The organism is Halomonas dongshanensis (genome assembly GCF_024790395.1).
In the GTDB taxonomy this organism is placed as follows: Bacteria; Pseudomonadota; Gammaproteobacteria; order Pseudomonadales; family Halomonadaceae; genus Vreelandella; species Vreelandella dongshanensis.
Window position 1 is genome coordinate 711,286 of sequence record NZ_JAJISC010000001.1, and the last position, 26,892, is coordinate 738,177.

The 26,892-nt window shown below is 60.8% G+C and carries 30 protein-coding genes; 16 read left to right on the top strand and 14 right to left on the bottom strand.

What is annotated here, in order from left to right; genetic code table 11:
• Positions 1–73 precede the first annotated feature (73 nt).
• From slmA to coaBC, 5 genes are all read right to left on the bottom strand, one after another.
• Entirely contained in the window at positions 74–688 is a 615-nt protein-coding gene (gene slmA, locus LLY24_RS03260; RefSeq protein ID WP_259034821.1) for a nucleoid occlusion factor SlmA, read from the bottom strand.
• A gap of 20 nt (positions 689–708) precedes the next feature.
• Positions 709–1,608 (bottom strand): acetylglutamate kinase, encoded by a 900-nt coding sequence (gene argB, locus LLY24_RS03265; protein ID WP_259034822.1) that lies wholly within the window; start codon positions 1,606–1,608, stop codon positions 709–711.
• A 183-nt stretch (positions 1,609–1,791) separates the two neighbouring features.
• Positions 1,792–3,189, bottom strand: coding sequence for a phosphomannomutase/phosphoglucomutase (locus tag LLY24_RS03270; RefSeq protein WP_259034823.1), 1,398 nt, complete (start codon positions 3,187–3,189; stop codon positions 1,792–1,794).
• Between the two features lie 38 nt (positions 3,190–3,227).
• Complete coding sequence (gene dut / locus LLY24_RS03275) at positions 3,228–3,686, bottom strand: dUTP diphosphatase (RefSeq protein WP_259034824.1); 459 nt, start codon at positions 3,684–3,686, stop codon at positions 3,228–3,230.
• Complete coding sequence (gene coaBC, locus LLY24_RS03280; protein ID WP_259034825.1) at positions 3,686–4,975, bottom strand: bifunctional phosphopantothenoylcysteine decarboxylase/phosphopantothenate--cysteine ligase CoaBC; 1,290 nt, start codon at positions 4,973–4,975, stop codon at positions 3,686–3,688. The genes dut and coaBC overlap by 1 nt, the downstream gene beginning before the upstream one ends.
• 116 nt (positions 4,976–5,091) lie before the next feature.
• Here coaBC and radC point away from each other — a divergent pair, with 116 nt between their 5' ends.
• The 6 genes from radC (at position 5,092) to LLY24_RS03310 (ending at position 9,198) form a co-directional block, all read left to right on the top strand.
• On the top strand, positions 5,092–5,766 hold the full coding sequence (gene radC / locus LLY24_RS03285; protein WP_259034826.1) for a RadC family protein: 675 nt from the start codon (positions 5,092–5,094) through the stop codon (positions 5,764–5,766).
• A gap of 256 nt (positions 5,767–6,022) precedes the next feature.
• Positions 6,023–6,259 (top strand): 50S ribosomal protein L28, encoded by a 237-nt coding sequence (gene rpmB, locus LLY24_RS03290; protein WP_259034827.1) that lies wholly within the window; start codon positions 6,023–6,025, stop codon positions 6,257–6,259.
• Between the two features lie 66 nt (positions 6,260–6,325).
• Positions 6,326–6,481, top strand: coding sequence for a 50S ribosomal protein L33 (gene rpmG / locus LLY24_RS03295; protein ID WP_009098622.1), 156 nt, complete (start codon positions 6,326–6,328; stop codon positions 6,479–6,481).
• A gap of 156 nt (positions 6,482–6,637) precedes the next feature.
• Positions 6,638–7,465 carry a bifunctional DNA-formamidopyrimidine glycosylase/DNA-(apurinic or apyrimidinic site) lyase gene (mutM, locus tag LLY24_RS03300; protein ID WP_259034828.1) on the top strand — a complete coding sequence of 276 codons (828 nt, stop codon included), beginning with the start codon at positions 6,638–6,640 and terminating at the stop codon, positions 7,463–7,465.
• A gap of 51 nt (positions 7,466–7,516) precedes the next feature.
• Positions 7,517–8,707, top strand: coding sequence for a class I SAM-dependent rRNA methyltransferase (locus tag LLY24_RS03305; RefSeq protein ID WP_259034829.1), 1,191 nt, complete (start codon positions 7,517–7,519; stop codon positions 8,705–8,707).
• Positions 8,708–8,760: 53 nt separating this feature from the next.
• Complete coding sequence (locus LLY24_RS03310; protein ID WP_259034830.1) at positions 8,761–9,198, top strand: acyl-CoA thioesterase; 438 nt, start codon at positions 8,761–8,763, stop codon at positions 9,196–9,198.
• Positions 9,199–9,219: 21 nt separating this feature from the next.
• Here the strand turns inward: LLY24_RS03310 and LLY24_RS03315 are convergent, their stop codons facing one another.
• Positions 9,220–9,462 carry a SlyX family protein gene (locus LLY24_RS03315; RefSeq protein ID WP_259034831.1) on the bottom strand — a complete coding sequence of 81 codons (243 nt, stop codon included), beginning with the start codon at positions 9,460–9,462 and terminating at the stop codon, positions 9,220–9,222.
• A gap of 156 nt (positions 9,463–9,618) precedes the next feature.
• On the opposite strand from LLY24_RS03315, the gene LLY24_RS18290 reads away from it, so the two are divergent.
• On the top strand, positions 9,619–10,167 hold the full coding sequence (locus LLY24_RS18290; RefSeq protein ID WP_282563376.1) for a cold-shock protein: 549 nt from the start codon (positions 9,619–9,621) through the stop codon (positions 10,165–10,167).
• Positions 10,168–10,223: 56 nt separating this feature from the next.
• Here the strand turns inward: LLY24_RS18290 and LLY24_RS03325 are convergent, their stop codons facing one another.
• From LLY24_RS03325 to LLY24_RS03335, 3 genes are all read right to left on the bottom strand, one after another.
• Complete coding sequence (locus LLY24_RS03325; RefSeq protein ID WP_259034832.1) at positions 10,224–10,655, bottom strand: DNA polymerase III subunit chi; 432 nt, start codon at positions 10,653–10,655, stop codon at positions 10,224–10,226.
• Positions 10,656–10,713: 58 nt separating this feature from the next.
• The gene (locus tag LLY24_RS03330; RefSeq protein WP_259034833.1) at positions 10,714–11,814 is read right to left on the bottom strand and encodes a branched-chain amino acid aminotransferase; all 1,101 of its coding nucleotides are present in this window, start codon (positions 11,812–11,814) and stop codon (positions 10,714–10,716) included.
• A 172-nt stretch (positions 11,815–11,986) separates the two neighbouring features.
• The gene (locus LLY24_RS03335) at positions 11,987–13,498 is read right to left on the bottom strand and encodes a leucyl aminopeptidase (protein WP_259034834.1); all 1,512 of its coding nucleotides are present in this window, start codon (positions 13,496–13,498) and stop codon (positions 11,987–11,989) included.
• Between the two features lie 105 nt (positions 13,499–13,603).
• On the opposite strand from LLY24_RS03335, the gene lptF reads away from it, so the two are divergent.
• From lptF to bfr, 5 genes are all read left to right on the top strand, one after another.
• On the top strand, positions 13,604–14,686 hold the full coding sequence (gene lptF, locus LLY24_RS03340; protein WP_259034835.1) for an LPS export ABC transporter permease LptF: 1,083 nt from the start codon (positions 13,604–13,606) through the stop codon (positions 14,684–14,686).
• Complete coding sequence (gene lptG, locus LLY24_RS03345; protein WP_259034836.1) at positions 14,686–15,750, top strand: LPS export ABC transporter permease LptG; 1,065 nt, start codon at positions 14,686–14,688, stop codon at positions 15,748–15,750. The genes lptF and lptG overlap by 1 nt, the downstream gene beginning before the upstream one ends.
• Entirely contained in the window at positions 15,747–16,220 is a 474-nt protein-coding gene (locus tag LLY24_RS03350; protein WP_259034837.1) for an RDD family protein, read from the top strand. The genes lptG and LLY24_RS03350 overlap by 4 nt, the downstream gene beginning before the upstream one ends.
• A 98-nt stretch (positions 16,221–16,318) precedes the next feature.
• The gene (locus tag LLY24_RS03355; protein WP_259034838.1) at positions 16,319–16,525 is read left to right on the top strand and encodes a bacterioferritin-associated ferredoxin; all 207 of its coding nucleotides are present in this window, start codon (positions 16,319–16,321) and stop codon (positions 16,523–16,525) included.
• A 191-nt stretch (positions 16,526–16,716) separates the two neighbouring features.
• A complete protein-coding gene (gene bfr / locus LLY24_RS03360; RefSeq protein ID WP_259034839.1) occupies positions 16,717–17,202 on the top strand; it encodes a bacterioferritin in 486 nt (161 codons plus the stop codon).
• A gap of 115 nt (positions 17,203–17,317) precedes the next feature.
• Here bfr and LLY24_RS03365 read toward each other — a convergent pair whose 3' ends face one another.
• Complete coding sequence (locus LLY24_RS03365; protein WP_259034840.1) at positions 17,318–18,778, bottom strand: carbon starvation CstA family protein; 1,461 nt, start codon at positions 18,776–18,778, stop codon at positions 17,318–17,320.
• Between the two features lie 211 nt (positions 18,779–18,989).
• Positions 18,990–19,538, bottom strand: a complete 549-nt coding sequence (gene sodC / locus LLY24_RS03370; RefSeq protein ID WP_259034841.1) for a superoxide dismutase [Cu-Zn] SodC — start codon at positions 19,536–19,538, stop codon at positions 18,990–18,992.
• A gap of 168 nt (positions 19,539–19,706) precedes the next feature.
• Here sodC and LLY24_RS03375 point away from each other — a divergent pair, with 168 nt between their 5' ends.
• Both LLY24_RS03375 and tcdA read left to right on the top strand, forming a co-directional pair.
• Positions 19,707–20,477 (top strand): pseudouridine synthase, encoded by a 771-nt coding sequence (locus LLY24_RS03375; RefSeq protein ID WP_259034842.1) that lies wholly within the window; start codon positions 19,707–19,709, stop codon positions 20,475–20,477.
• Positions 20,478–20,532: 55 nt separating this feature from the next.
• Entirely contained in the window at positions 20,533–21,330 is a 798-nt protein-coding gene (tcdA, locus tag LLY24_RS03380; RefSeq protein WP_259034843.1) for a tRNA cyclic N6-threonylcarbamoyladenosine(37) synthase TcdA, read from the top strand.
• A 39-nt stretch (positions 21,331–21,369) separates the two neighbouring features.
• On the opposite strand, the gene LLY24_RS03385 is transcribed toward tcdA, so the two are convergent.
• Both LLY24_RS03385 and LLY24_RS03390 read right to left on the bottom strand, forming a co-directional pair.
• Entirely contained in the window at positions 21,370–22,884 is a 1,515-nt protein-coding gene (locus LLY24_RS03385) for an AbgT family transporter (protein WP_259034844.1), read from the bottom strand.
• Positions 22,885–22,910: 26 nt separating this feature from the next.
• A complete protein-coding gene (locus LLY24_RS03390; protein WP_259034845.1) occupies positions 22,911–24,092 on the bottom strand; it encodes a M20 aminoacylase family protein in 1,182 nt (393 codons plus the stop codon).
• Positions 24,093–24,236: 144 nt separating this feature from the next.
• On the opposite strand from LLY24_RS03390, the gene LLY24_RS03395 reads away from it, so the two are divergent.
• Both LLY24_RS03395 and LLY24_RS03400 read left to right on the top strand, forming a co-directional pair.
• A complete protein-coding gene (locus tag LLY24_RS03395) occupies positions 24,237–25,202 on the top strand; it encodes a LysR substrate-binding domain-containing protein (RefSeq protein ID WP_259034846.1) in 966 nt (321 codons plus the stop codon).
• On the top strand, positions 25,199–25,417 hold the full coding sequence (locus tag LLY24_RS03400; protein ID WP_259034847.1) for a DUF1653 domain-containing protein: 219 nt from the start codon (positions 25,199–25,201) through the stop codon (positions 25,415–25,417). The genes LLY24_RS03395 and LLY24_RS03400 overlap by 4 nt, the downstream gene beginning before the upstream one ends.
• Positions 25,418–25,548: 131 nt before the next feature.
• Here the strand turns inward: LLY24_RS03400 and zigA are convergent, their stop codons facing one another.
• The gene (gene zigA, locus LLY24_RS03405; RefSeq protein ID WP_259034848.1) at positions 25,549–26,775 is read right to left on the bottom strand and encodes a zinc metallochaperone GTPase ZigA; all 1,227 of its coding nucleotides are present in this window, start codon (positions 26,773–26,775) and stop codon (positions 25,549–25,551) included.
• Positions 26,776–26,892: the final 117 nt, after the last annotated feature.

Sequence of the window (26,892 nt, forward strand, 5' to 3'; positions counted from 1 at the left end):
AATAAGAGTGGGGGCGTTAAGCCCCCGGTCTGCATGGTGTCAGAAAGACGTGTGCCAGTGATAAGTGCTTAGGCTAGGCGCTAGCCGCCTGCGGCGCTTCTTGCAGTAGCCGTTGGGAGAGGAACTGCCACTGGTCGTCCCAATATTCGGTGGGCAGACGTTTGAAGTCGCTGCGCACGTACTGAGAAATACGCCCCTCGGCCTGGGCGATCAGCAGATTGGCAGCGGCGGATGCAGGCAATGTAGGGCGGCGGCCTTCACGTAACTCGGCCTCGCGCAGTACCTGTTTGAGCTGCACTTCGAGGCGCTCGAAGAGTTGGTGCACGCGCAGCCGCAGCCGCGCGGTTTCACCGGTCAAGACGTCGCCGCCCATCACGCGGGCAAGTCCCGGGTTCTTCTCGGCAAAGCCCAACACCAAACGCAACAGCGTACCGCAGCGTTCGGTGGTTTCGGGCACCTCGTCCAGAATCCGCGTGATGCGGGCGAAAATGCTCTCCTCGATGAAATCGATGAGGCTTTCGAACATCCGCGCTTTGCTCGGAAAGTGGCGGTAGAGTGCGGCTTCCGAAACGCCGACCTGCTTGGCGAGTGCCGCCGTAGTGATGCGCTTGCCGCTATCCTCTTCGAGCATGATGGCCAGCGCCTGGAGAATCTGCTCGCGGCGGCGTGGTTTGCGTTCATCGCTCATGACAAAGCCCTCCTCGGCGCTCAGCTCGCATCGGTGATTAGAGTGCCCACACCGGCGTTGGTGAAGATCTCCAGCAGCACGGCATGCGGCACGCGGCCATCGACAATGTGCGCGCTCTTGACGCCGCCTTTCACCGCATCGAGCGCGCAGCCGATCTTGGGCAGCATGCCACCATAGATGGTGCCGTCGGCGATCAGCTCGTCGACCTGTGTCGTACTCAGGCCGGTGAGCACTTTACCTTCGGCGTTCATGAGTCCGGCGACGTTGGTCAGCAGCATCAGCTTTTCGGCGTTCAACGCCTCGGCGACTTTGCCCGCCACGAGGTCGGCATTGATGTTGTAGCTATGACCGTCGCTATCGACGCCGATGGGGGCGATGACGGGAATGAAGTCCCGCGCGGTCAGCATCTCGATCAGGTCGGTGGAGATCGACTCGACCTCACCTACGTGGCCAATGTCGATGATCTCGGGGGCGGTCATTTCCGGGCTCTTATGCTCGACCTTGAGCTGGCGCGCGCGGATCTGGGCGCCATCCTTACCGGTCAGGCCGATCGCTTTGCCGCCGCACTGGTTGATCAGGTTGACGATGCTCTTGTTGACCAGCCCGCCCAGTACCATCTCGACGACGTCCATGGTTTGAGCATCGGTGACGCGCATGCCGTTGACGAAGCGCGACTCGATGTTGAGCTTGCCCAGCAACTCGCCAATCTGCGGCCCGCCGCCATGTACCACTACCGGGTTGAGGCCGACTTCCTTCATCAACACGATATCGCGGGCGAAGGAGTCGATCAGGGTCGTTTCGGTCATGGCGTTACCGCCGTACTTGACGACTACGGTCTTGCCCGAGAACTGCTGGATATAGGGCAGGGCTTCGGAGAGTACCTCGACGACCACGTTGGGGTCGCGACTGGCTGCATTCATGGCGTTGTCCCTTACTGACTGACGAATGGCTTATGGCGAGTGGCGTTTTTAAGCTCTTGTCGCTATAGGCTTTTATATCCCGATTATGTCTCACACGAAGGCGCTGTTACCGCTTTTTTACCCCCGCTTTACTGCCGCTTATCCTGCTTTATGTCGCTGTGGTAATGCCCGTAGAATCTGCTTTTAGATCATGACCTGGATATCCGGCGCAACGGCTTCGAGCGCTTTGATGAAGCGCTGCTTGATACGCTCGAGGGCGGCCTGCGTCTCGCCCTCGAAGCGCAGCACGAGCATGGGCGTGGTGTTCGAAGCGCGGCAGAGCCCCCAGCCGTCGGCATAGTCGACGCGGATACCGTCCAGCGTGGTTTTGCTACCTTCGCCGAAGTCGCCCTCGCGGACAAGCGTTTCGATCAACGCGAACTTGCGCGCCTCATCGACTGGCACGTTGAGCTCCGGCGTGCTCACCGCGCGAGGGAAACACTCGAAGTAGGTGTCGGCATCGAGAGCCTGTCCGGCGAGAATCTCGAGCAACCGGGCGGCGGCGTAGAGGCCGTCGTCGAAGCCGTACCAGCGCTCCTTGAAGAAGATGTGCCCGCTCATCTCTCCCGCCAGCAGCGCGCCGGTCTGCTTCATGCGCGCTTTGACCAGCGAGTGCCCGGTGCGCCACATCTCGGGTTTGCCGCCCGCGTCGCGAATCACCTGGCTGAGCTTGCCGGTACATTTGATATCGAAGATGACGCCCGCCCCTGGCGCACGCGTGAGCAGGTCCCTGGCAAACGCCATGAGCAGCAGGTCGGGGTAGACGATCCAGCCCTTGGGTGTGACCACGCCAAGGCGGTCGCCGTCGCCATCGAAGGCGAGGCCAATATCGGCGTCGTGTGCGTTGACGGCCGCAATTAGGTCCTGAAGGTTTTCGGGCTTGCCAGGGTCAGGGTGGTGGTTCGGGAAGCGGCCGTCGATCTCGGCGTAGAGGGGCACGGTATCGACGCCCAAACGCTCGATCAGCGCGGGCCCGAGCTCACCGGCAACGCCATTGCCGCAATCGACCACCGCCTTGAGCGGGCGCGCGAGGTGGATGTCTCCAACAATGCGCTCAAGATACGCCGCGCGAAGGTCGTGAGCGCTGAGCGTGCCTTGGCCGCTATGCAAGTCGTCGTTCTCGATTCGCTCGAAAAGCGCGGTAATACGCTCGTTGGAGAGCGTTTCACCTTCGATCACGATCTTGAAGCCGTTGTAGTCGGGTGGGTTGTGGCTGCCAGTGAGCATGACGCCCGAGCGGGTATCGTCCAGCGTATGGGTAGCGAAGTAGAGCACCGGCGTCGGTACGCGGCCTAGATCGATCACATCGCAGCCCGAGGCGAGCAGGCCGCGCACCAGCGCCGCTTGAAGTCGCTCGCCCGAAAGGCGTCCGTCTCGCGCCACGGCTACGCGAGTCGTGCCGTGGACGATGACTTCGCTGCCAATGGCGCGGCCGATCCATTCGCTGGTTGCCTCGCTCAAGGTGTCATCGACGATGCCGCGAATGTCATAGGCGCGAAAGATCGACGCTGGCACGCGTGAAGACGCTGCAGGTGTCGCCATGGCAATAGGGCTCCTTTGCGAGATGCTCCTGCTTGAAATCAATACGCGCCGGTGCTGCCGAAGCCGCCGCTACCGCGCGCCGAGTCCTCGAAGCTATCGACGAGCGCAAGCTCGGCCTGCACTACCGGTACCAGCACGTACTGCGCCAGGCGCTCGAAGGGGGCGAGGGTGAACTCGCTCTGGCCGCGATTCCACACCGAAATCATCAACTCGCCCTGATAGTCGGAGTCGATCAGCCCGACCAGGTTGCCCAGCACGATGCCGTGCTTATGCCCAAGCCCCGAACGCGGCAAAATCATTCCCGCAAGGTTCGGGTCTGCGATATGGATCGCAAGCCCCGTGCGCACCAGTTGACAGTCGCCGGGGACAAGGGTGAGCGGTGCATCGAGCAGCGCGCGCAGGTCCATGCCCGCCGAGCCTTGAGTGGCGTAGTGGGGCAGATAATCGCGCAGGCGTTCATCCAGCAGTTTGCATTGAAGACGAGGACGAACGGACATCAGGAAGCTCCAGGAGGCGTGGGAGAAAGAGACATAGACGAAGAGGTATCGAGCAGGTCAAACGCGCGCTGGATGACGGTCTCGGCCAGAGCACTTTTGGGCTGAGGCGGCTGGGTATCGCTCTCCACGCCCTCTGGCGTGCGCCACAAAAGCCAAGCAGCGTTGTCGTCGCTACCAAAGCCGAGCCCTGCTTGCGACACGTCGTTGGCCACGATCATGTCGAGGCCTTTACGCGTGAGCTTATCGCGGGCGTAGTCTTGGGTGTCACGCGTCTCGGCGGCAAAGCCGACCACGAAGGGGCGCTTGGGTGCTGCTAGCGCCGCTACCTCGGCCACGATATCGGGATTTTTTACCAGCGTAAGCGTCAAGGTCTCGCTGTCGCCGCGCTTTTTCATCTTGTGCTCGGCAACGTGCTCGGCGCGGTAGTCGGCAACGGCGGCGCAGGCGATGAACAGATCGGCCGTGGGAGCTAAGCGCTGCGCTTCAGTATGCATGTCGAGCGCTGAGGTGACATCGATGCGCGTCACGCCGCTAGGCGTCGCCAGCGACACCGGCCCGCTGATCAACGTGACCTTCGCACCAGCGGCATGCGCGGCGGCGGCCAGAGCGTAGCCCATCTTGCCGGAGCTGTGATTGGAGAGGTAGCGCACCGGATCCAGGGCTTCGCGCGTGGGGCCTGCGGTGATGACCACATGACGATTACGCGTGTCCGCTGCGGTCATGGCCGACGATGCAAGGCGGTCGAAGAGCGAGGTGACGATCTCCTCGGGCTCGCTCATGCGTCCAGGGCCAACGTCGCCGCAGGCTTGGTCCCCCGCGCCGGGGCCGATCGGCTGCCAGCCATCTTCGGCGAGTAGCGCGATGTTGCGCTGGGTAGCGCGGTGACGCCACATGGCCTGGTTCATGGCGGGGGCGATCAGCTTGGGGGCTTCGCTGGCGAGGCACAGCGTGGTCAGCAGATCGTCGGCCATGCCGTTAACCAAACGCGCGATGAGGTCGGCCGTGGCGGGAGCAATCAAAATGGCATCGGCCCAGCGAGCGAGTTCGATATGGCCCATGCCCGCTTCGGCTTCTGGGTCGAGCAGTGAGGTGCGCACCGGCTCGCCCGAGAGCGCTTGAAGCGTTAGCGGCGTAATGAAGGCTTGTGCACCCTCGGTCATGACCACGCGTACTTCGCAGCCCGCCTGCTTGAGCAAGCGGACGATCAACGCACTCTTATAGGCGGCAATACCGGCGCTGATACCTAGCAGGATGCGCTTTCCGGCCAGCGTCGAAGAGGGAGTCGCCATCGTGTAGCCCGCACCGTCGTTCAATAAGGAGGCTTACCATACCATTCGCAGGCGCGATTTGGCATGCTGGGGGGAAGAATTCCAAGAGCGGTAAAAACGCCGAATGGGGAGCCACGATGGGGATCAACCACTGGCCGCAGGACGAGCGGCCACGCGAGAAACTACTTAGCCGCGGTGCCGAGGCGCTATCTGACGCGGAGCTTCTGGCCATCTTTTTGCGCGTGGGGGTACAGGGGCGCTCCGCCGTCGATCTGGCGCGTGACCTGCTCGCCCGCTTTGGCGGCCTGAGGCCGCTGCTCGAAGCCGACCAGCGCCATTTCTGCGCCGCCCACGGCCTCGGGGTAGCCAAGTTCGCTCAGCTTCAGGCCACGCTCGAACTGTCACGGCGCCACTTGGCAAGCCAACTGGCAAAAGGCAATGCCCTGACCTCGCCGTCGTTGGTGCGTCATTACCTAAGCGCGCAGATGCGCCACTTGGCTCATGAGGAGTTCGCCGTGCTGTTTTTGGATACCCAGCACCGCATCATCCGCTTTGAGTCGCTGTTTCGCGGCACCCTGGATAGCGCTGCCGTCTACCCCCGTGAGGTGGCCAAACGCGCCCTCGAACTCAACGCTGGCGCGCTGATTCTGGCGCACAACCACCCGTCAGGCGTGGCCGAGCCCAGCGATGCCGACCGGCGCATCACCGAGCGGCTGCGCGAGGCGTTGGGGCTTTTCGACGTGCGCGTGCTCGATCACTTCGTGGTCGGCGATGGCGACGTGGTATCGTTTGCCGAGCGCGGGTGGCTGTAAATGGGCGGTAAAACAATTTGCCGCCGCTAATCCTTGCCGCCACGATGGTGAACGGTATCCGCGTAAAAATGGCCTTTTTCGCCCTTTTTGGTTCGATTTACTTGCCGCTTTCTAGCCACTCTGGTATAAAGTGCCACCTTTGAACTTGGGTTGAATAACGGGCTTGGGTACACACAGGCGGTTAACTGCGTCAACGTCCTCCCTGCTCCGGTTTGCCCGACAGTTTTGAACAACTCGCCAGCGGTTGGAGGCTCTCATGTCCAAAGTATGTCAGGTTACCGGCAAGCGCCCGGTATCCGGTAACAATGTTTCTCACTCCCAGCGTAAGACGCGTCGTCGCTTCTTGCCGAACCTGCACACCCACCGTTTTTGGGTGGAGTCCGAAAACCGCTTCGTCAAGCTGCGCGTCTCTTCCAAGGGCATGCGTATCATCGACAAGAAAGGTATCGAGACGGTTCTGGCTGATATCCGCAAGCGCGGCGAAGCCATCTAAGACGCTGTCTTACTCACGCGACGCTGTCTGCATACACGTAATCGCTAATTCTGGGAGAGTTGAACCATGCGCGATAAGATCAAGTTGGTGTCCAGTGCCGGTACAGGTCACTTCTACACCACCGATAAGAACAAGCGGAACACTCCGGACAAGTTCGAGTTCAAGAAGTACGATCCGGTTGTCCGTAAGCACGTGATCTACAAGGAAGCCAAGATCAAGTAATCGCTCTGAGCGATGATCGGCTTTCACCGCAGGCTTGCCTGTCGAAAAACCCGGCTCTCGAAGCCGGGTTTTTGTTTGCGTGCTTTTTTGCGTATGCGCCTTTCGCTTATACAATGAGCGCTCACCTCTTTTGATGACTTACCGATAGCGAGCACGATGCCCGAGCTACCCGAAGTCGAAACTACCCGCCGCGGTATCGCCCCCTACGTCGAGGGGCAGGCGGTCACGCGAGTGAACGTTCATCAGCCCCGTCTGCGCGTGCCGGTGCCCGATGATCTTGCTGCGCAGCTGACCGGCGCGCGCATCGGCAGCATCGCGCGGCGGGCCAAGTACCTACAGATTCCCGTCGAGCGTGAGGCATCATCGCGTCTGCTGCTTTGGCATTTGGGCATGTCGGGGAGTTTGCGTATTGCCCGGGCTGAGGAGGCGCTCAAAAAGCACGACCACCTCGAGCTTGGGTTCGATAACGGCTATACGCTGCGCTACCACGATCCGCGCCGTTTCGGCTTCGTCGATTGGCAGCAGGGCGATGCGCTGAGTGACCCTCGCCTTGCTCATCTGGGGCCAGAGCCACTTTCGGAAGATTTCGACGGGGCGCTACTCTACGCGCTATCGCGGGGTAAGCGCGCCGCGATCAAGCCCTTTTTGATGGATAACAGCGTGGTCGTGGGCGTTGGCAATATTTACGCGTCTGAGGCGCTGTTCATGGCCGGTATCGACCCGCGCCGCGCGGCCGGGCGCGTCTCGCTTGCGCGCTACGAACGCTTGGCCCAGGCGGCCAAGGAAGTGCTCGCTGCCGCCATCGTTCAAGGTGGCACGACGCTTCGCGATTTCGTCAGCGGGCAGGGCGAGCCGGGCTATTTTGCCCAGCGCCTGTTTGTCTACGGGCGCGAAGGCCAGCCGTGCCAGCGCTGCGGTACCACGCTGCGCCGGGTGACGCTTGGCCAGCGTGCCAGTGTCTTCTGCCCTCAGTGCCAGCGCTAGGCTGGTGCTGCACCCTTTTTAGTTTTGTCGATCGTTTCGGAGATCAACGCTGTGACCCAACGCCTGCGTCTTAACAAGCATGCCGACCGCCGCCTCAAAGCGGGGCACCTGTGGATCTACTCCAATGAGGTGGATACCAAGGAAACGCCGCTGAAGGACTTCGCCCCCGGTGAAACGGCGTTGGTCGAAGCGGCCAACGGCAGGGCCCTTGGCGTCGCCTACGTCAATCCGCACTCGCTGATCTGCGCGCGGGTGATGTCGCGCGACCCCGACATGCGTCTGGATCGCTCACTTTTCGTCCACCGCTTCAATCAGGCGCTGGCACTGCGTGAACAGATGTTCGATAAGCCCTTCTACCGCCTGGTTCACGGTGAAGGCGACCTGCTGCCGGGGCTGATCATCGACCGCTTTGGTAGCGTGCTGGTCGTGCAGCTCAACACGGCCGGTATGCAGCACCTGGCCGACGCCATCGTCGATGCGCTGGAGAAAGTGGTCAAACCCGAGGTCATCGTCTTCCGTAACGATACCGGTGGGCGGCGTCAGGAAGGCCTGGAAGCCCAGGTCGAAGTGGTCAAGGGCGTGCTGCCCGACGAAGTGCTCATCGAAGAGAACGGCGTGCGCTTTGCGGTGCCGGTAATCGAAGGCCAGAAAACCGGCTGGTTCTTCGATCACCGCGTCAACCGTGAGTGGCTTAACCGCCAGGTGGCGGGCAAGCGCGTGCTCGACGTCTTCAGCTACATCGGCGGCTGGGGCGTGCAAGCGGCGGCCAATGGCGCCTCTGAGGTGCTGTGTATCGATGCCTCTAACACGGCGCTTGAGCGCGTGGCACGTAACGCCGAGCTCAACGGCCTACACGAGCAGGTCGCCATCGGCGAAGGTGACGCCTTTGAGGCACTGGCCGCGCTGAAAGCCGAGGGCGAGCAGTTCGACGTCATCGTCCTCGACCCGCCGGCGTTCATCAAAAAGCGTAAGGATATTCCCAACGGCGAGCGCGCCTACGCGCGACTCAATCGCGAGGCGATGCGACTGCTGGGGCGCGATGGCCTGCTGATCTCGGCCTCTTGCTCCATGCATCTCGCCCACGAGCGCTTGGTCGAGGTGGTGCGCGGGGCGGTACGCCACCAGGATCGCCACGGCCAGATCGTGTTCCAAGGCCACCAGGGGCCGGATCACCCGATCCACCCGGCGATTCCCGAAACCGCCTATCTCAAGGCGCTCGGGGTTCGCGTTTTCCGCGACTGATCGCGCTTGGCGCAGTCGGTCGATGACGCCGTATTTACCGCGAGGAGCAAGCGATGAGCTGGGTGCTGCCGGATCCTTACCGTATGGAGATCGTCGTCGATGAGGGCGCCATCGACGCCTATGGACACGTCAACAACGGTGAGTATCTGCGCTGGATCGAGCAGATCAGTTGGGCGCACTCCGAAGCGCTGGGACTATCGCTTGCGCGTTACCGCGAACTCGATCGAGCGATGGTCGTACAGCGCCACGAGATCGACTATCACGCCGCGGCCTTTGCCGGTGAGGCGCTGATACTTGCGACCTGGATCGTCGCCTGCGATGGCCGCTTCACCCTAACGCGGCGCTTTCAGCTACGCCGCCAGCGCGATGAACGCACCCTCATGACGGCGCGCACGCGCTTTGCCTGTGTCGCACTCAGCAGCGGGCGCCCCAAGCGGCTGCCCGACGAGTACCGGCGCCTCTACGGCGATGCCGTCGTGCCAGAGGCGTAGTACCTAGAGGCATTCGAAGGTTCAATAGTGGGGCGGCAACTCGTCTTCCGGGCGCGGCGTACGGCCCTGGTCTTGCAGCGTTTGATGCTGTTCGCGCAGGCGCTCGCGCATCAGCACGCTTAGCTGTTCGAGTTTTTCCAGGCGGCGCTCTTGCTGGGCCACCGCCTGATCCAGCGTATCCAGCCAGTGTTCCTGGTAAGCCAGTCGACTCTCCAGCGATTCAAGATGTTGCATTAGCTCGGCAGACGAAAAATCGTGGCTCATGGTACTATGTCACTCGGTGTGGTAGGCCCGGCGCCGGTAGTCGTCATTAAGGTGAAGTTGGCGCCGTTTGATGGGCCCGCTGCATGCAGGCAGGAACCCGTTTACCGGGTATTGTCTTCATCTGTCATCGATACAACAAGAGAGCTTTCATCATCTATGAACCCAAGAGTTGTTTTACGCTGTATTTTCATCAGTCTATTACTGGCAATGCCCATGCCGCTGGTACTTCTTGGCATGTTGCACCTCGTCAATGCGCCACTGGCCGAACTGTGGCTCATCGAGCTCGAGCTTAGCGGCGTTGGCCCGTCCTATGCGGCGGTGACGCTGGCTAGCTTCTTCGTGCTCTTCGCCGCGACGCTGGCGGCAGTGGCGCTGGCGCCTCAGGTGGTGGTGGCGGGCAATCTGGCGGCTCGCGCAGCCCCGGGTGCGCGCCCAACGCAAGCCCCGCCTGCGGATGTGGACGACGAGGAGGAGTTGGACGTTATCGATCCCAACGATGGACGCGAAGAGGGGGAGGTAAAGTGGTTCAACACCAATAAAGGCTATGGTTTCATCACCCGCGACAATGGCGAAGACGTCTTCGTGCATTTTCGCGCCATTCGCGGCCGAGGCCCGCGCATGCTCGCCGAAGGTCAGCTGGTTCGCTACCACGTGATCCGTAACGACCGCGGCCTGCAGGCAGACGACGTCAGCGTCATCGACTGATTTGCCGCTAAAGCTCGACTAAAAATCCGGCGCCCCTGGCAGGGCGCCGGATTTTTTTATCCCAACTTATGCGGTACGACCTCATGCCCCAGCGCCTTGTAGCGCTGCCAGCAGGCGCGTTTGGCGAGCAGAACTTCCTGGTGCTGGTTGATGATCTCGGCGATACGCGAAAAGCGCTCGATACCGTCGGGGATCTCAGGGTGCAGGTTGAGCAGAGCGCATTCGCCGTCGGGCGTGGGCAGCGTTTGCCAGCCCAGGGTGATCGGCACGCTCTCGGCAAGTTCGCTGTCTTCCAGGGCGTGAGGCAGGTAGGCGTCGGGACGAAAGCTCCACAGCGCTTGGTCGGCCTGCTCGGCCAGGGTGCGGTCTTCGCAGTGAAGGTGCAGCCGGTAGCCTTTGCGGTGGATGGTTTCCGCCAGCTTGCAGGCAAACGCCAAGCGCGCCTCGAGGGTGGTGTCAGGAAGGATGTAGAAGTCGATGCGCGCCATGTAACTCTCGTGCCCGCAAGCGCCCAAGGGCGGGCCTCGGGCGCTTGCGGGAAAAGCATTAGACCAGTCGAGTGAGCCAGCCGTGGGTGTCGTCGCTGCGGCCGTACTGCACGTCGAGCAGCTTGGTGCGAATACGCATAGCCACGTCGTTGCCGCCGTTGCCGTTCAGGCGAATGCGCTCGTGCTCGGTGATAAGCTCACCCACCGGGGTAATGACGGCAGCAGTACCGCAGGCGAACACCTCGGTGATCTCACCGGAAGCCGCCCCTTCGCGCCACTCGTCGATGCTGATGGGGCGCTCTTCGGGTGTCAGGCCTTCGTCTTTGGCCAGGGTGAGCACGGAGTTACGCGTCACACCTTCTAGGATGGTGTCGGTTAAACGCGGCGTGACCAGGCGGCCATCTTTGTAGACGAAGAAGAGGTTCATGCCGCCAAGCTCTTCGATCCACTTGCTCTCGGCGGCATCGAGGAAGGCGACCTGGCCGCAGCCGTGCTGCTCGGCCTCTTTCTGCGCCGCTAGAGAGGCAGCGTAGTTGCCGCCACACTTGGCAAAGCCCGTTCCACCAGGTGCGGCGCGCTTGTAGTGCGACGAAAGCCAGATGGAGACCGGCGCGATACCGCCCTTAAAGTAGGAGCCCGCAGGCGAGGCGATGACGTAGTAGTCGACCTCGTGGGCGGGGCGCACGCCGAGAAACGCTTCGGTGGCGATCATGAACGGGCGCAGGTAGAGGCTGCACTCGTCGGAATCGTTGGCGGGCGTCGGTACCCAGGCGTGATCCTGAGCGAGCAGCGCCTTCAGCGAGCCAACGAAGTCCTCATCGGAGAGTTCGGGCAGCGCCAGACGGTGGGCGCTTTTGCGAAAGCGCTCGGCGTTTTTCTCCGGTCGGAAGGTCCACACCGAACCATCGGCATGACGGTAAGCCTTGATGCCCTCGAAAATCTCCTGACCGTAGTGCAGCACCGAAGCGGCCGGGTCCAGCGTCAGCGGACCATAAGGGCGCACCGCGTGGCCGTGCCAGCCAGCATCCACTGTCCAGCGGACGTTGGCCATATGATCGCTGAAATGGCGACCGAAGCCGGGGTTTTTGAGGATGTTCTGACGCAGCTCGTCTGCCAGCGGCTGGTTGGACGGCAGGATATCGAAACTTGCAGTGGGCACGGCGTGTTTTCTCCGCTGAAACCAAGCCCCGGGGCGGGGCAGTGAATGGGGTAAGGCCCGAAGGCGCTGGGGCGCATAAATGGCGCCCCGATGTCCTCAGATGTAACGCTTGCGCCTTGGAAAGGCAACTGCTGATTGCTCAGTCCTTGAGATTGTCGGTGAGATTAGCGCGCTAGCTCTCTACGACCGCCTCGCCTTCGCGATCGAGCAAGTACTGGCTGAGCAAGCCAACCGGCCGACCGGTAGCGCCTTTCTGCTTGCCCGAGTGCCACGCAGTACCGGCGATATCCAGGTGCGCCCAGGGGAACTGATCGGCAAAGCGCGAGAGGAAACACGCCGCGGTGATGGTGCCCGCCGGACGGCCGCCGATGTTGGCCAGATCGGCGAAGTTGGAGTCGAGCTGCTCCTGGTACTCGTCCCACAGCGGCAGGTGCCAAGCGCGATCCCAGGCCGCTTCGCCTGCGTCGAGCAGGTCGAGCGCAAGGTCGTCGTCGTTGGACAAAAGCCCCGTGGCGTGGTGGCCAAGGCCAATGATGCAGGCGCCGGTGAGGGTGGCGATATCGACGACGCTTGCGGGCGTGAAGCGCTCGACGTAGGTGAGCGCGTCGCAGAGCACTAAGCGGCCCTCGGCGTCGGTATTGAGGACTTCGACGGTGAGGCCCTTGAGCGTTTTGAGAATATCGCCCGGCTTGGTGGCTTGACCATCGGGCATGTTCTCGGCGGCGGCAACCACGAAGACCAGGTTGAGCTTGGGCTTGATCGTCAGCATCGCCTTGACCGTGCCAAAAACGCTCGCCGCGCCGCACATGTCGAACTTCATCTCGTCCATGGCCTCGCCCGGCTTGAGCGAGATACCGCCGGTATCGAAGGTGATGCCCTTGCCGACCAAAACGTGAGGCGCGTCGTCGGCGCTTTCGGCACCTTGATACTTCATCACGATCAAGCACGAGGGCTCACGGCTGCCGCGACCCACGCTCAACAGCGAGTGGGCGCCAAGGCTTTCAAGGGCGGCTTCGTCGAGCACCTCGACATCCAGCGCGCCGCCTGAGTCACGCCCAAGCTCGCGGGCTTGTGCGGCCAAGTAGCTCGGCGTACAGACGTTACCCGGCAGGTTACCGAGCGTGCGCGTGTAGTTGATGCCCTGACCGATGGCGGCGCCGATCCTCGCACCTTCGCGCGCCGCTTCGGCGTCGTCACCGTCGCTCACGATCAGCGTAATATTGGCAAGGCGCGAAGCGGGCGCCGGCGATGACTTGAACTGATCGAAACGGTAGGTGGCGCGCTCGGCGGCTTCCAGCACTTTGCGGGCTTTCCAGGCGCTGTCGCGGGTGTCGATGGGAACGTCGGTGAAGGCGACGCTCGCGTCGTCGATGGGCAGTTTCACTAGCGCCGTCATGGCGGCGTCCAGCGCTTTCAGGAAAGCGGCTTCTTGGCACTTTTCGCGTTCACCCAACCCCACCAGCAAGAGCCGTTCGGCGCTGAGCCCAGGGGCGTAGGGCAGTAGCTGTACGCTGCCCAGGCTGCCGTCGACGTCGCCGCGTTCGAGTAACTGACCGATCAAGCGCTCGCTGGCATCGTCGAGCTTCTCCACGGTGGGCAGCAGCGCGCTATCCTTGAATACGGGAACGACCAGGCACGTCGTTTCGACCTTGGCCGGATTCGCGGTTTGAACGGAAAATTCCATGACGTCTCCAACAAGACAAGCATCGAGGGATTCGGGATAATGCCTCAGTGTACCCAAGGGCCGGGCGCATTGCATGGCATCCTGCACGATTAGCCGGAGAGCGCATTGATTTTATTTCGCTACTTGACGCGTGAAGTGTTGCTGACGATGGCGGCGGTGGCCGGCATCCTGCTGCTAGTGATCATGGGCAGCCGCTTCATTCGCTACTTTTCCGATGCCGCCGAAGGCGACATCCCCGTTACCATCCTGGGCAGCTTGATGGTCTTTCACCTGCCAGGGTTCATGGAGCTGATCCTGCCGCTGGCGTTCTTCCTGGGCATTTTGCTGGCCTATGGCCAGCTCTACATGAACAGCGAAATCACCGTGATGGTGGCCTGCGGCATGAGCCCGGTTCGCCTGCTGCGCGTAACGCTGTTACCCGCCGCCATCGTTGCCGTGCTGGTGGGGCTTTGCAGTTTGTGGCTGACCCCGGCCGGAGCGCTGCAAACGGCAGCGACGCTTGAAGAGCAGCGCAGCCGCCTGGATGTGTCCGTCATTGCGCCAGGGCGCTTTCAGGACTTTGGTGGCGGGCGCACCGCCTACATTGGGAGTTTCACCAGCGACGGCACCGAAATGCGCGATGTGCTGGTGCACGAGCAGGCACAAGCGGCGGGCGACGAGCACGTGCATAGTTACATTACCCGCGCTGCGTCTGGCTACCAGGAGACGCGGCTGGACACGGGTAGCCGCTTCTTGATTCTGGAAAACGGCGAGCGCTACGGCGTCACGCCCGGTATGCAAGCGGCCGAGCGGCTGACCTTCGAGCGCTATACCATGCGTATGAACCTGAGTCAGGATCGTCGTGAGCTCGACTCGCTCGAGTTCGCGACCACGCCCGAGCTCTGGCAGGATGACAGTCCCCGCGCCCAGGCGCAGTGGCAGTGGCGTGCCGGGCTTCCGCTGATGGTCTTCGTGCTGGCCCTGTTGGCCCAGCCGCTTTCGCGGGTCAACCCGCGCCAGGGGCGCTTTGCCAAGTTGCTACCGGCGGTATTTCTCTACGTGGCCTACTTGAGCCTGCTACTGGCAGCGGTGGATGCCGTGGGTAGCGGCGCGCTTGCCGTGGCGGTGGGCGTGTGGCCCGTGCACCTGCTGTTCTTGGGCTTGGGTATGTTGCTATTGTGGCGTTCGCAGCGCCGGGGGATGCGCTGATGCTTTTCGATCGTCTCGACCGCTACATCGCGCGCAACGTACTGGGCGCGATCATCGTCGTGCAGTGTGTGCTGTTGGGGTTGGATATCACCATTGCCTACATTGGCGATCTGCGCGACGTTCAGGGCGACTACACCGCGCTCGACGTCCTGCTCTATCTCGGTATGCGCACGCCGTGGCGATTTTATCAGTATGCGCCGGTGGCGGTGCTGATCGGTGCTTTGATTGGTCTTGGCAGCATGGCGTCGAGCAACGAGCTCACGGTGATGCGCGCCGCCGGACGTTCGCTGGCGCGAATCGTTTGGGGCGTCATGAAGCCGGTGCTTTTGGTGGTCGTCGTGGTACTGCTAGTGGCGGAGTACGTAAGCCCCCGCAGCGAGCAGTTCGCCGAAGTATGGCGCGTCGAGCAGCGCCAGGGCGAGAACGCTCAACCCATAAGCCGCAGCGGCTGGCAGTTCGAAGGCGATAGCGTCTACCGCTTTGGCGCCATTCGCGCCGATCACGTGGTGCTCGATGTGACCCGCTATCGCTTCGACGAGCGACGCCTGGTCGAGGCTACCCACGCCGCGCGCGCCCACTGGGAGGGAGATGCCTGGCGGCTCGAAAACGTCACCACCACGCGCATCTTTGATGACCATACCGAAGCCGCTTTCACCGACGAGGAGGTCTGGCCAACGGCGATCACGCCCGAGCAGCTCGAGCGTCTTTTGCGCCCTATCGAGAGCCAGTCGCCCAGCGAGCTGTGGGCTTATGCACAGTACCTCAGGGAGCAGGGGCTTCAGGCCGATCAACCGCTGCTCTATTTCTGGCAGAAGGTGCTGATGCCATTGACCATGGCGTCGCTGGTGTTGATCGCGGCCTCCTTCGTTTTCGGCCCGCTGCGCACCGTGGCGGCAGGTACGCGGGTTTTCTATGGCGTGGTGACTGGGCTTAGCTTCAAATACGTTCAGGACTTGCTCGCGCCCGCCTCGACGCTGTTCGGTTTTTCGCCCGTTTGGGCAGTGCTGGTGCCGACGCTGGTGTGCGCGGCCGTTGGCATTCACTTCTTGCGGCGTAACGGTTGACACTCAAACGCCTCTCCTCGCACGCGGGCCTTGCGCCCGCGTCGCTTCCCCGGCGCCTCGGCGCCATGCTCTACGATGGCATACTGCTCGCCGCCCTTTGGTTTGGCGTTGCCGTCGTGCACTTGGCTTTTTTCCGTTTGCTGCTAGGCGTCGAGCCCCGAACCGTGGGTGCGGATTCCCTACAGGTATGGAGCCTTCGCCTACTGCTGCTGATAGCCACAACGAGTTTTTTTCTCTATGCCTGGTCGCGAGGGGGAATGACCTTAGGCATGCAAGCGTGGCGGCTACGCGTACAGACCCCAGACGGTTATGCCATTACCCTGCGCCAGGGCCTTCTGCGCTGCGCGACGGCATGGCTATCGCTGGCGGCGCTAGGGGCGGGATATTGGTGGGTGTTGATCGATACAAAAAGGCGTAGCTGGCCGGATATCGTCTCGAAGACCACAACCGTGCACATCTTGGCGAGCTAGTACGTTAATTTTCGCTAATATAAATCTGACGTGTTTTCACTTGCATGAAGTCATGGGAATCATTTACATTCCTTCCATGAGTTTCATGAGGTGTTGCCATGTACGTGTGTGTGTGCAAAGGAGTGACCGATCATCAAATACGCCAACAGGTCAGCGACGGTGCGCGTAGCTGGCGCGAAGTGCGTGAAGCGACAGGGTGCGGTACTCAATGCGGCAAGTGTGCAAGCTTTGGTAAGAGCGTAATGCGTGAAGCCGTTCAAGCGACATCTTTCGAGTCGGATATGAGTCTTGCTTATGCATTATGATTTTCCAACTGTGACGCGAATCACTATTGTTGGTGTTATATTTAGCAAGTAATTGATTTGCTTGTATTTTTATTTATCCTCTCTATACTCCCGGGTTACTGGGAGTATGTCTTTACGTGTCTATGCTCCCTTGTTTCGTAACTGTCTGATCGAATTGAGTTTCGACCCACGACTAGAAAAAAGGTGACGGCATGAAAGGCGATCCTAAAGTAATTCAGCATCTCAACATCGCACTCGGTAACGAACTGATCGCGATCAATCAGTACTTCCTTCACGCCAAGATGTACAAAGACTGGGGCCTCAAGGCGCTGGCCAAGTGGGAGTACGATGAGTCCATCGAAGAGATGCAGCACGCCGACAAACTGATCGAGCGCATCCTGTTCCTCGAAGGTATTCCCAACCTGCAAGACCTTGGCAAGCTGCACATTGGCGAGAACGTCAAAGAGATGCTGGAAAGCGATCTCAAGATCGAGCACGACGGCCGTCGCGACTACATCGAAGCGATCACCTACTGCGAAAGCGTCAAAGACTATGTCTCCCGTGATCTGCTTCGCGATCTACTGGCCGATGAAGAAGAGCACATCGATCACATCGAAACCGAACTCCGTCTGATCGACCAAGTCGGCATCCAGAACTACATGCTGCGCCAAATGCAGCTGGCGGGCGACCACGAATAAGGCATTCGCCCAAGGCGTGTTCTTGAGGCCTTGAAACGCAAATCCCCCCGAGCTCGCTCGGGGGGATTTTTTTGCCTGCTTAGTAGGCTGGAAAGGGGCGATCAATGAGGATCGATCAGCGCCCCGCTGCCAAGCTTTCGTCGCTGAATGTCGCTGCGGGCTCGTCCACGGTGAAGGTGGCGCGGCTCAAACGGCGTACGCGTTTCATGAACAGCGCGATGCAGATCAGCGTGCCGAGGGTGGCGGCAGCGTAGCTCCACTGCAGCGGCAGGCCGAAGCCGATCGGCGCGTAGGCGATGTAGGTGAAAGTCGCCATGGTCATGAACACCGCCGGAATCGAGGTGATCAGGTAAGGCTTGCGCGAAAGCACAAGGTACATGGTCGCAACCCACAAGGCGATGACCGCAGTGGTCTGGTTGGCCCAAGAGAAGTAGCGCCACAGCAGGGTGAAGTCCATGTGCGTCAGGATATAGGACATGGCGAACAGCGGCAGGGCGATGACCAAGCGGCGAACGAAGGGACGCTGATCGATCTTCAGGTAGTCGGCGATGATCATGCGCGCGCTACGAAACGCGGTATCGCCCGAGGTGATCGGCAGGACGATAACGCCGAGAACCGCCAGGGTGCCGCCCACTGCGCCCAGCATGGTGGTTGCCACTTCGCTGACCACGGCCGCCGGGCCACCTGCTGCAAGCACGTCGGAGAGGCTTTGGTCGCCGTGGAACAGGCTCATGGCGGCAGCGGCCCAGATCATGGCGATGACACCCTCGGTGATCATCATGCCGTAGAAAATCTTACGCCCATTGGTTTCGTTCTTGGTGGTACGCGAGATGATCGGCGTTTGGGTGGCATGGAAGCCGGAAAGGGCACCGCACGAAATGGTCAAGAATAGTAGCGGGAAGATGGGGGCACCTTCCGGATGCATGTTCTGGAACGAAAGTTCAGGGATGGGCGCGCCGGTAACGATCAAGCCAATGCCGATGCCTGCCGCGCTGAACAGTAAAAGGGCGCCGAAGTAGGGGTAAATGCGTCCAATGATCTTGTCGATCGGCAGCAGCGTTGCCAGCAGATAGTAGGCGAAGATGGCCAGAATAATGACAGTCAGCGATATCGGCAGCATGTTCTGCAGAAGCGCGGCCGGTGAAGTCACGAACACCGTGCCCACGAGCAGCAGCAGCAGGATGGCAAAGCCGTTGACCACGTGCTTCATCATCTTGCCCAAAAACTTGCCCGCCAGCTGAGGCAGGTGGGCGCCGTGGTTGCGAATCGAGATCATGCCCGTCAAGTAGTCGTGCACGGCACCGGCGAAGATACAGCCCACGACGATCCAGACGAAGGCCACGGGGCCGTAAAGCGCTCCCAGAATGGGGCCGAAAATGGGCCCGACGCCCGCAATGTTGAGCAGCTGAATCAAAGAGTTGCGAGTAGTGTTCATAGGAACGTAGTCGATGTCGTCGCGCATGCTGAACGCCGGGGTTTGGCGCTTGCGGTCGGTGACGAACACCCGCTCTACGAACTTGCCGTAGGTAAAGTAGCCTACGATCAAAAGCGCGATCGAGACGATGAATGTGATCATTGGGCGCACCTGAAGATTCAGAGGGTAGGGGGTGAAGCGTGGTGCTAGCGAAAGCGGATGGTGCTCTCGTTTAGCGATACTGAATCTAACTAGAGTTGCTGCCCACTGCATCTAGACTTTAGTGGTTGATACGACGGTTTGAACAGCACCAGCAGCGCAAACGCAACGGGCAGCCATTTGGCTGCCCGTTGGTAATGGATAATCGTTAGGCTTAGCCCTCGATCACGCCGCAGGCCTGACGGCCACCGCCGCCGCCCAGGTGGGGCTCATCGCTATAAGTATCGCCGCCTTCGTGCACCATGAGGCTGTGGCCCGCCAGGTCGTCCATGCTCAGGCGTGGCGCCAGCATGGGCAGGTTGGCTTCGCCGTCTTCGTTGACGGTCAGCACCGGAAGATCGCCCAGGTGCCCGTCGCCATAGGGGCCTTGGTGCGTATCGGTATTGTCCGGGTCGTAGTGGTCGCCTGCCGCCTGCGCCGCCGTCATTTCGCCGTCATCGTTTTCGGCGGGTTCGCAACTTGGGTTCTCGTGCATATGAAAGCCATACACGCCCGGCTCAAGGCCGCTGAGCGAAGGCGTTAGCATAACGCCACCAAAATCGGATGCCTCGGCGGTAACGGTGCCAATCGACTCGCCGATACCCTCGGCGCTGACGCTGTGCATCTCGACCTCTATCGACTCGTTCGATTGCGCATGAGCAGCACCTGCGGCCAAAAGTAGCGCGGCGCTGACGCCAACGAGCGGTGTGGTTACATAACGCATGGTGTTTCTCCCTTCCTGATCCATGGAGGTCGTAAAACTTGTCACACTGCCCTGCGCCTTAAGCAGGGCGTTTCTTCAGCGTAGACACCCAGCCGCCTCGCTGCCAACGCAAGGGTGACACCTGCGCCGCTAGCCGCGACAATAGCGCCCTCTTCGATGGGAAAACGCATGACCGCACTCGACATACTCTATCGCGACGAACACCTCGTAGTGGTCAACAAGCCATCAGGGCTTCTGGTGCACCGCAGCGCTCTAGCGCGAGGAGAAACCGAGTTTCTCGTTCAGCGGCTGCGCAACCAGCTTGGCCAGCGGGTCTATCCGGTACATAGGCTGGATCGCCCGACCTCGGGAGTCATGGTGCTGGCGCTCTCGTCTGATGCGGCCCGCAAGCTCACCGATGCCTTTACCGAACGCCAGGTAGAGAAACGCTATCTTGCCGTGGTGCGCGGCCATGCACCCGAGGCAGAGCTATTAGACTACGCCCTGCGCGAAGAAGATGGCTCGCGGCCCAAAGCCGAGATGCCCGCGATGGCCGCCGCCACCGAAATACGCCGCCTGGATAGTGTCGAGCTGCCGGTGCAGGTCGACCGCTACCCCAAGGCGCGCTACTCGCTGGTCGAGGCGCGCCCGCTGACCGGGCGACGCCACCAGATCCGCCGTCACCTTTCACGGCGCGGCTACCCCATCATCGGCGATGCCAAACATGGCAAGAGCGTGCACAACCGCTTTTTCGCCGAACGGCTTGGCGCGCCGCGCTTGCTTCTGGCGGCCACGCAGCTAGCCTTCGCGCACCCCGCGGGCGGTGAGTATCTAGCCGTCACCTGCGCGCTCGATGATGTCATGACCCAGCTCTTTCACCATTTAGGCTGGGCGGGCCACCTGCCGGTGAATGGCGTGAGCGCGACAGATAACATCGTCGAACCAGTGATAGCTAAATAGAACCACTAAATAGTTAATAGAAACGTTAATAGAACCTTTGATAGCAGAGAGCATCATGCCCCCGAGTGATTACGACCTGCGTTTTGGCGGTATTCGCCGCCTGTACGGCCAGCGCGCCGTCGAGGCTTTCCAGCGCGCCCACGTGGTCGTGGTTGGCGTGGGCGGCGTGGGCAGCTGGGCGGCGGAGGCGCTGGCGCGCTCAGGGATAGCCAAGCTCACGCTGATCGATCTCGACGATGTTTGCGTCTCCAACGTCAACCGTCAGCTTCATGCTCTGGATGGCACGGTGGGGCGGCCTAAGGTCGATGTGTTGGCCGAGCGCTGTCGGCTGATCAATCCCGAGATCGAGATCATTGCCGATGCCGCCTTCGTCACCCCAACGAATCTAGCCGAGCGCATTCCGGAAGACGTTGATCATGTGGTCGACGCCATCGATAGCGTTATTGCCAAGGCCGCGCTGATTGCCTGGTGCAAGCGGCGCAAGATTTCGATCACCGTGACCGGTGCGGCGGGTGGGCAGACCGACCCTACGCGGATTCAAGTGGCGGATCTCACCCGCACCGAGCACGACCCGCTTCTGGCCAAGGTGCGCTCGCGCCTGCGCCGCGACTATAATTTCTCGCGTAACCCCAAGCGCCGCTTCTCGGTGGAGTGCGTCTACTCCGACGAGCAGTTGGTCTACCCTGGCAGCGATGGCGAAGTGTGCCTGCAAAAGCCTGGCAGCGGAGAAGCCACTCGGCTCGACTGCGCCTCGGGCTTTGGTGCCGCCACCTTCGTCACCGGCACCTTCGGCTTCGTCGCTGCCTCTAAAGTACTCGAGCGACTGGCCAGGAAGGCGCAGCGCACCGAGTGATCCTCTCTTTTGACGTTTCAGGCACGCTGCGATAGCGCGCTAGAGACCGAAGGGCAGCCCCAGGGCGTACCAGACAAAGTAGAGCAGTGTCCAACCCGACAGGATCGCCAGCGAGTAGGGCATAGCGACCGTGAGCAGGTGGCCCAGGGTGAACGAGCGGTTGTAGAGGTGGATCACTGCCAGGATCAGTGGCAAGTAAGGGTTAATCGGTGAGATCGGGTTGGTAGCAGAGTCGGCAATGCGATACGCCGCCTGGATCGCCTCGGGCGCGAGGCCCAAGAGCATCAGCATCGGCATGAAGATCGGCGCCATCAGCGCCCACTGGGCCGAACCGCTATAGAAAAACAGGTTCACCACCGCCGCCAGCAAAATGAAGCCCAGTAGCGCGACCATGGGTGGCATGTTGATGCCCAAGAGCCAATCGGCGCCGTTGACGGCGGTGACGATCGCCAGATTCGACCAGTTAAAGATAGCGATGAACTGGGCCACCATGAACACGATCACGATAAAGCCACACATGTCGCGCACCGCCTCCTCCATCAACCGTGGCACGTCACTTGGCCTTGAGATCTTGCCCACCGTTACGCCATAGACGATGCCGCACAGGATGAAGAAGATCATGATGAAGGGCACCAGCCCACTCATGAACGGCGATGGCAGAAGTCCGCCTTCGGCGTTTCTGAGCCCGGAGCCTTCCGGCATGATCAGAAGCAGCACCGCCGCGATATAGGCCAGCGCCGAAAGACCCGTGTAGCGCAGCGCCCGACGCTCGGCCGCGCTAAGTGAGGTGCTTTGCGAGGCGTCGGTGACATCCTGCTGTGGGCGAAAGCGCTCGAGCATCGGCTCGGTATAGCGGTCGTTCATCACCGTGATGATCAGGGTGATCAAGGGCACCGAGGCGCACATGAAGAACCAGTTTGCGACTACGCTCACTTCATAGCCCGGACGCACACTCTGCACGACTTCGGTCGAGATGCCTGAAAGCAGCAAGTCGGTGCCAGCGATGAAGAAATTGGCGCTGAAGCCGGCAAAGATCGAGACGAAAGCCACGATGATGCCTGCCACTGGGTTGCGACCCACCGTCTTGAACATGATGGCAGCCAAGGGCGGGATGAGAAATACCGCCGCATCGGACACTAGATTGCCGATGATCGAGGTGAAAATCACCGCTGGAGTGATATAGCGCGGCGCCACGTTGCTGAGCATACGCTTGATCGCCGCGTCGGCCAGACCGGTTTTCTGAATCAAGCCAAGGGCCAGCACCATCACCAGTACCAGGCCTAGCGGGCGAAAGCTTGTAAAGTTGGTCACTGCGCCGGTCACCATGAAACGAAGGCCGTCCCAGCTCAGTAGCGAACGAACTTGAATCAGCTCCTGAGTCGCCGGGTCGATGACTGGATCGAGCCATAGACTCATCACTGCCGATAACCCGAGCGTTGCAACGAATAGCGCGAAGAACATGATAAAAGGATGGGGAAGCGCATCGGCCAGACGCGCGACATGGTGCATCACGCCGGTGGTTTGCCCGGCATGAGCATTGGCTTGATTTTTCATTGTCGTCTTCCGAAGGGTAAGGGCGCTTAGCGCACCGCCAGTTCGCGTTGCACCATGGCCACGAAGAATGACGCCCCGGTGGGGATGATCGCGTCGTTGAAGTCATACAGCGGATGATGAACGCTTACCCCGCCTTTCTCGCCCTCGAGACCGTTACCCAAGAACAGGTAGCAGCCCGGCACGGCGCGCAGCATGAACGAGAAGTCCTCGCTGCCGGAGAGCGGCTGGCAGTCGGTGTTGACCTTCTCCTCGCCGACCAGGCCCTTGGCCACATCGCAGGCGAGCTCGAAGGCATCGGCGTCGTTGATCGTGGCCGGGTAGCTGCCGGGGCGAATGGTCAGAGTGGCGCGGGCGCCATAGGCCTCGGCGCTGCTTTCCACCAGCGTCTTCAAGCGCGCCAGCGCGTGCTGACGAACGCCTTCGTCGAAGGTGCGCAGGCACCCCATCATGCGCGCCTCACCGGGAATGACATTGAAGGTTCCTGAGCCCGCGTGCAGGTCGGTGAACGACAGCACCGCAGACGCCAGCGGCGAGGTATTGCGGCTGACGACGGTCTGGGCGCTGGTGATGATGGACGCGATTACTGGCATCGGGTCGACGGTGTGCTGGGGCATGGCGGCGTGCCCCCCCTTGCCCTGGATGTCGATGACGAAGCGATCCGAGCCCGCCAGCAGGGCGCCGTTGCGCACCCACAGCTCGCCGGCGGGAATGCCCGGCATGTTGTGAAGCCCGTAGACGCGATCGCAGGGGAAGCGCTCGAACAGACCGTCGTCGATCATCACCTGGGCGCCGGCCAGCCCCTCTTCCGCTGGCTGGAAGATGAAGTGCACGGTGCCGGCGAAATCCCGGTGCTCGGCCAGGTACCAGGCCGCCGCCAGTAGCATGGTGGTGTGGCCATCGTGGCCGCAGCCGTGCATTCGGCCTTCGGTTTGGGAGGCGTAATCGAAGGTGTTTTGCTCGGTCATCGTCAACGCGTCCATGTCCGCGCGCAGGCCGATGGTGCGTGTGCCTGGCTTGCTTCCGCGCAATACTCCGACCACGCCGGTACCGCCAATGCCGGTGTGGACTTCATCGAAGCCCCAGGCGGTCAGCTTGTCGACCACCAGTTGGGCGGTGCGCTGCTCTTCGAAGCCCAGTTCTGGGTGGCGATGAATATCCTGGCGCCAGCGGGTGAATTCGTCATTATTGGCGATGAGGGCATCTATCATGAGGAAGGTTTCCTGAATTCTATTTTGTAATGGCTGAGTCGTTTCTAAAAGCGCCATGGCGCTTTTTTAGGCCACCCAAAACTTTATACCGGCGCTTCGAACGGTTTATAGTGACTTGTCACTATCACTCCATGAGTAAATGTTATGGCCCACCGCGGCTTCACCGATGCCCAGATCGAGGCCTTCCTATGGATCATGAAAACCTCGAGCGCCACCGAGGCGGCCAACCGAATGCTGATCTCCCAGCCCGCCATCAGCCGCATGATCAAACAGCTCGAAACCCGGCTGGGATTTGCGCTGTTCGAGCGCCACCATAACCGGCTCTTGCCGACCCGGCGCGGCACGCTGTTTTATGATGAGGTGGAGCGGGTTCACCTGGGGCTGAATCATTTGCGTCAGTTCGCCGAGCGGCTCAAACATCGCGCCGCCGGGCAGTTGCGCATCGTCAGTATGCCCTCCTTCGCGATGGCGGTGTTTCCGGCGGTTTCCGCCGCCCTGGCCGAGCAGTTTCCCGAGCTCGAGATCAGTCTCTACTCGTTTCGCTCCCAGCAGATTCCCGAGGAGATGATCGCCCAGCGCTTCGACATCGGCATCACCACCGACACGCGTCCCGACCCGCGCTACCAGAGCCGCTACTATCGACTGCCTGGCATATGCTTGATACCTCGGGGCCACCCCTTGAGTGCCAAAACAGTGATCGATATTCAAGATCTCGAGAACGAGACCCTAATCTGTGGTGAGCCTGATGAGCAGAGTCGGCGACTTATCACGCAGAAACTCGATGAACACGGTGTCAAGCCGGGTAAGATATGGACCGTTTCGTTAGGAGAAATGGCTGCCAGGCTCGTGGCCAACGGCACAGGTCTTTCCATTCTTAGCAGCGTAGCAGCACTCGATGCTCGTCGTGCTGAGATTGAGGTGCGACCTTTAAGCTTCTCTATCGACTATACCCTTCAGATCATCCTGCCCCTCGAAAAACACGCCGAGCCCATGGTCGTCGATATCAATAACGTATTGATCGAGTTGATCGAAGCGAAGATCGAACAGAGCTATCATGCTGCCAACGTGATCGACTCCCGTTTAACCGCACTCCGAAGAGAAAAATCATGACGCTTCCGGTTCCTGGTATTTATCGCCACTACAAAGGCGCCCTGTACGAAGTGCTCGGCACCTCCCTGCACAGCGAAACCGAGGAATACCTCGTGGTTTACCGGGCCCTTTACGGCGAATATGGCCTTTGGGTGCGCCCATTGGAGATGTTCGTCGAAGCCGTCACGGTCGGCGATACGCTACAGGCGCGCTTTGCGTTGGAAAAGGCGTTTTAAAGCGTAAAACTCGTCCCACGTTCGCTATGAAAAACGCCCCGGCCAATAACCCGGCTGGGGCGCTCAGAAATGATTACTAGCACAGGCAAACCGTACTGTCTTGCCAGTGTGGCGATATCAATTGCAGCCACTTAGTCCCAGGCCGGGAACGGATCCGTCAGCGTTTTCCACGCGTCGGCGCCCTGGATGAGTTCGTCGTCGCTCAGCAGGCAGTCGTTCAGCGCTTCACACATCCGCGCTTGATCCATGTTCTGACCGATGAATACCAGTTCCTGGCGCATATCGCCGAAGGGCTCTTCCCATTTTTCCTCGATGAAGCTGCGATACTCCGGATCCATAGGCCAGCGCGATTCGGGAATCGCTTTCCAGAACATGCCCGCGACGCCGTGATGAGCGATGCCGCCCGCCTGGCTCCACTGACCGGCCCACTGTGGGCGCGTTGCCAGCCAGAAGAAGCCTTTGGAGCGTAGAAGCCCTTTGCCGAACCACGCCGAGTGCAGCAGATCGTAAAACTTCTGCGGGTGGAAGGGGCGACGTGCGTGATAGGCGAAGCTGCCGATACCGTACTCTTCGGTTTCTGGCACGTGCTCGCCGCGCATCTCTTTGAGCCAGCCCGGTGCGAGTTGAGCGCGTTCGAAGTCGAACTTGCCGGTATCCAGCACTTTATCCAGCGGTACGCCGCCTTTGCTGATAGGGACGATTTCGGCGTCGCGGTTGAGCGAGCGCAAAATGGCCTTGAGCGATGCCAACTCCTCATCAGAGATCAGATCGGTCTTGCTGATCAGGATCACGTCGCAGAACTCGATTTGATCGACCAGTAGGTCGGCGACGTTGCGCTCGTCCTCTTCACCCAGGCTTTCGCCTGCTTCGGCAATGCTTTGCGCCTCGCGGTACTGGGTCAAAAAGTTAGCGCCATCGACCACGGTCACCAGCGTATCGAGCCGCGCTACGTGAGAAAGGCTTTGGCCATCCTCGTCTTCGAAGGTGAAGGTTTCGGCCACCGGCAGCGGCTCGGAAATACCCGTCGATTCGATCACCAGGTAGTCGAATTTGCCTTCCCGAGCGAGCTGGCCGACCTCGACGAGTAGATCTTCGCGCAGCGTGCAGCAGATGCAGCCGTTGCTCATCTCGACCAGGCGCTCTTCCGAGCGGTTGAGCGCGACGTCATTGTCATGCGTCGACTCGCCAGGGCCGCCGCGCACCAGCGCGGCGTCGATGTTGACCTCGCTCATGTCGTTGACGATGACCGCCACGCGGCGACCCTCGCGGTTAGCCAATATGTGGTTCAGTACGGTGGTCTTGCCCGCACCGAGAAAGCCCGACAGCACGGTGACGGGCAGGGGTGTGAAGGACGTCATTGCTAGGACCTCTAAATGGGTTTTGAAATGTAATATTATAACAATATTGAGTGTTGAGAAAAGGTGGATGAAAAGATGGCTTTCTGACAGCAGTGCTGTTCGCAAGCAGCCAGCGAT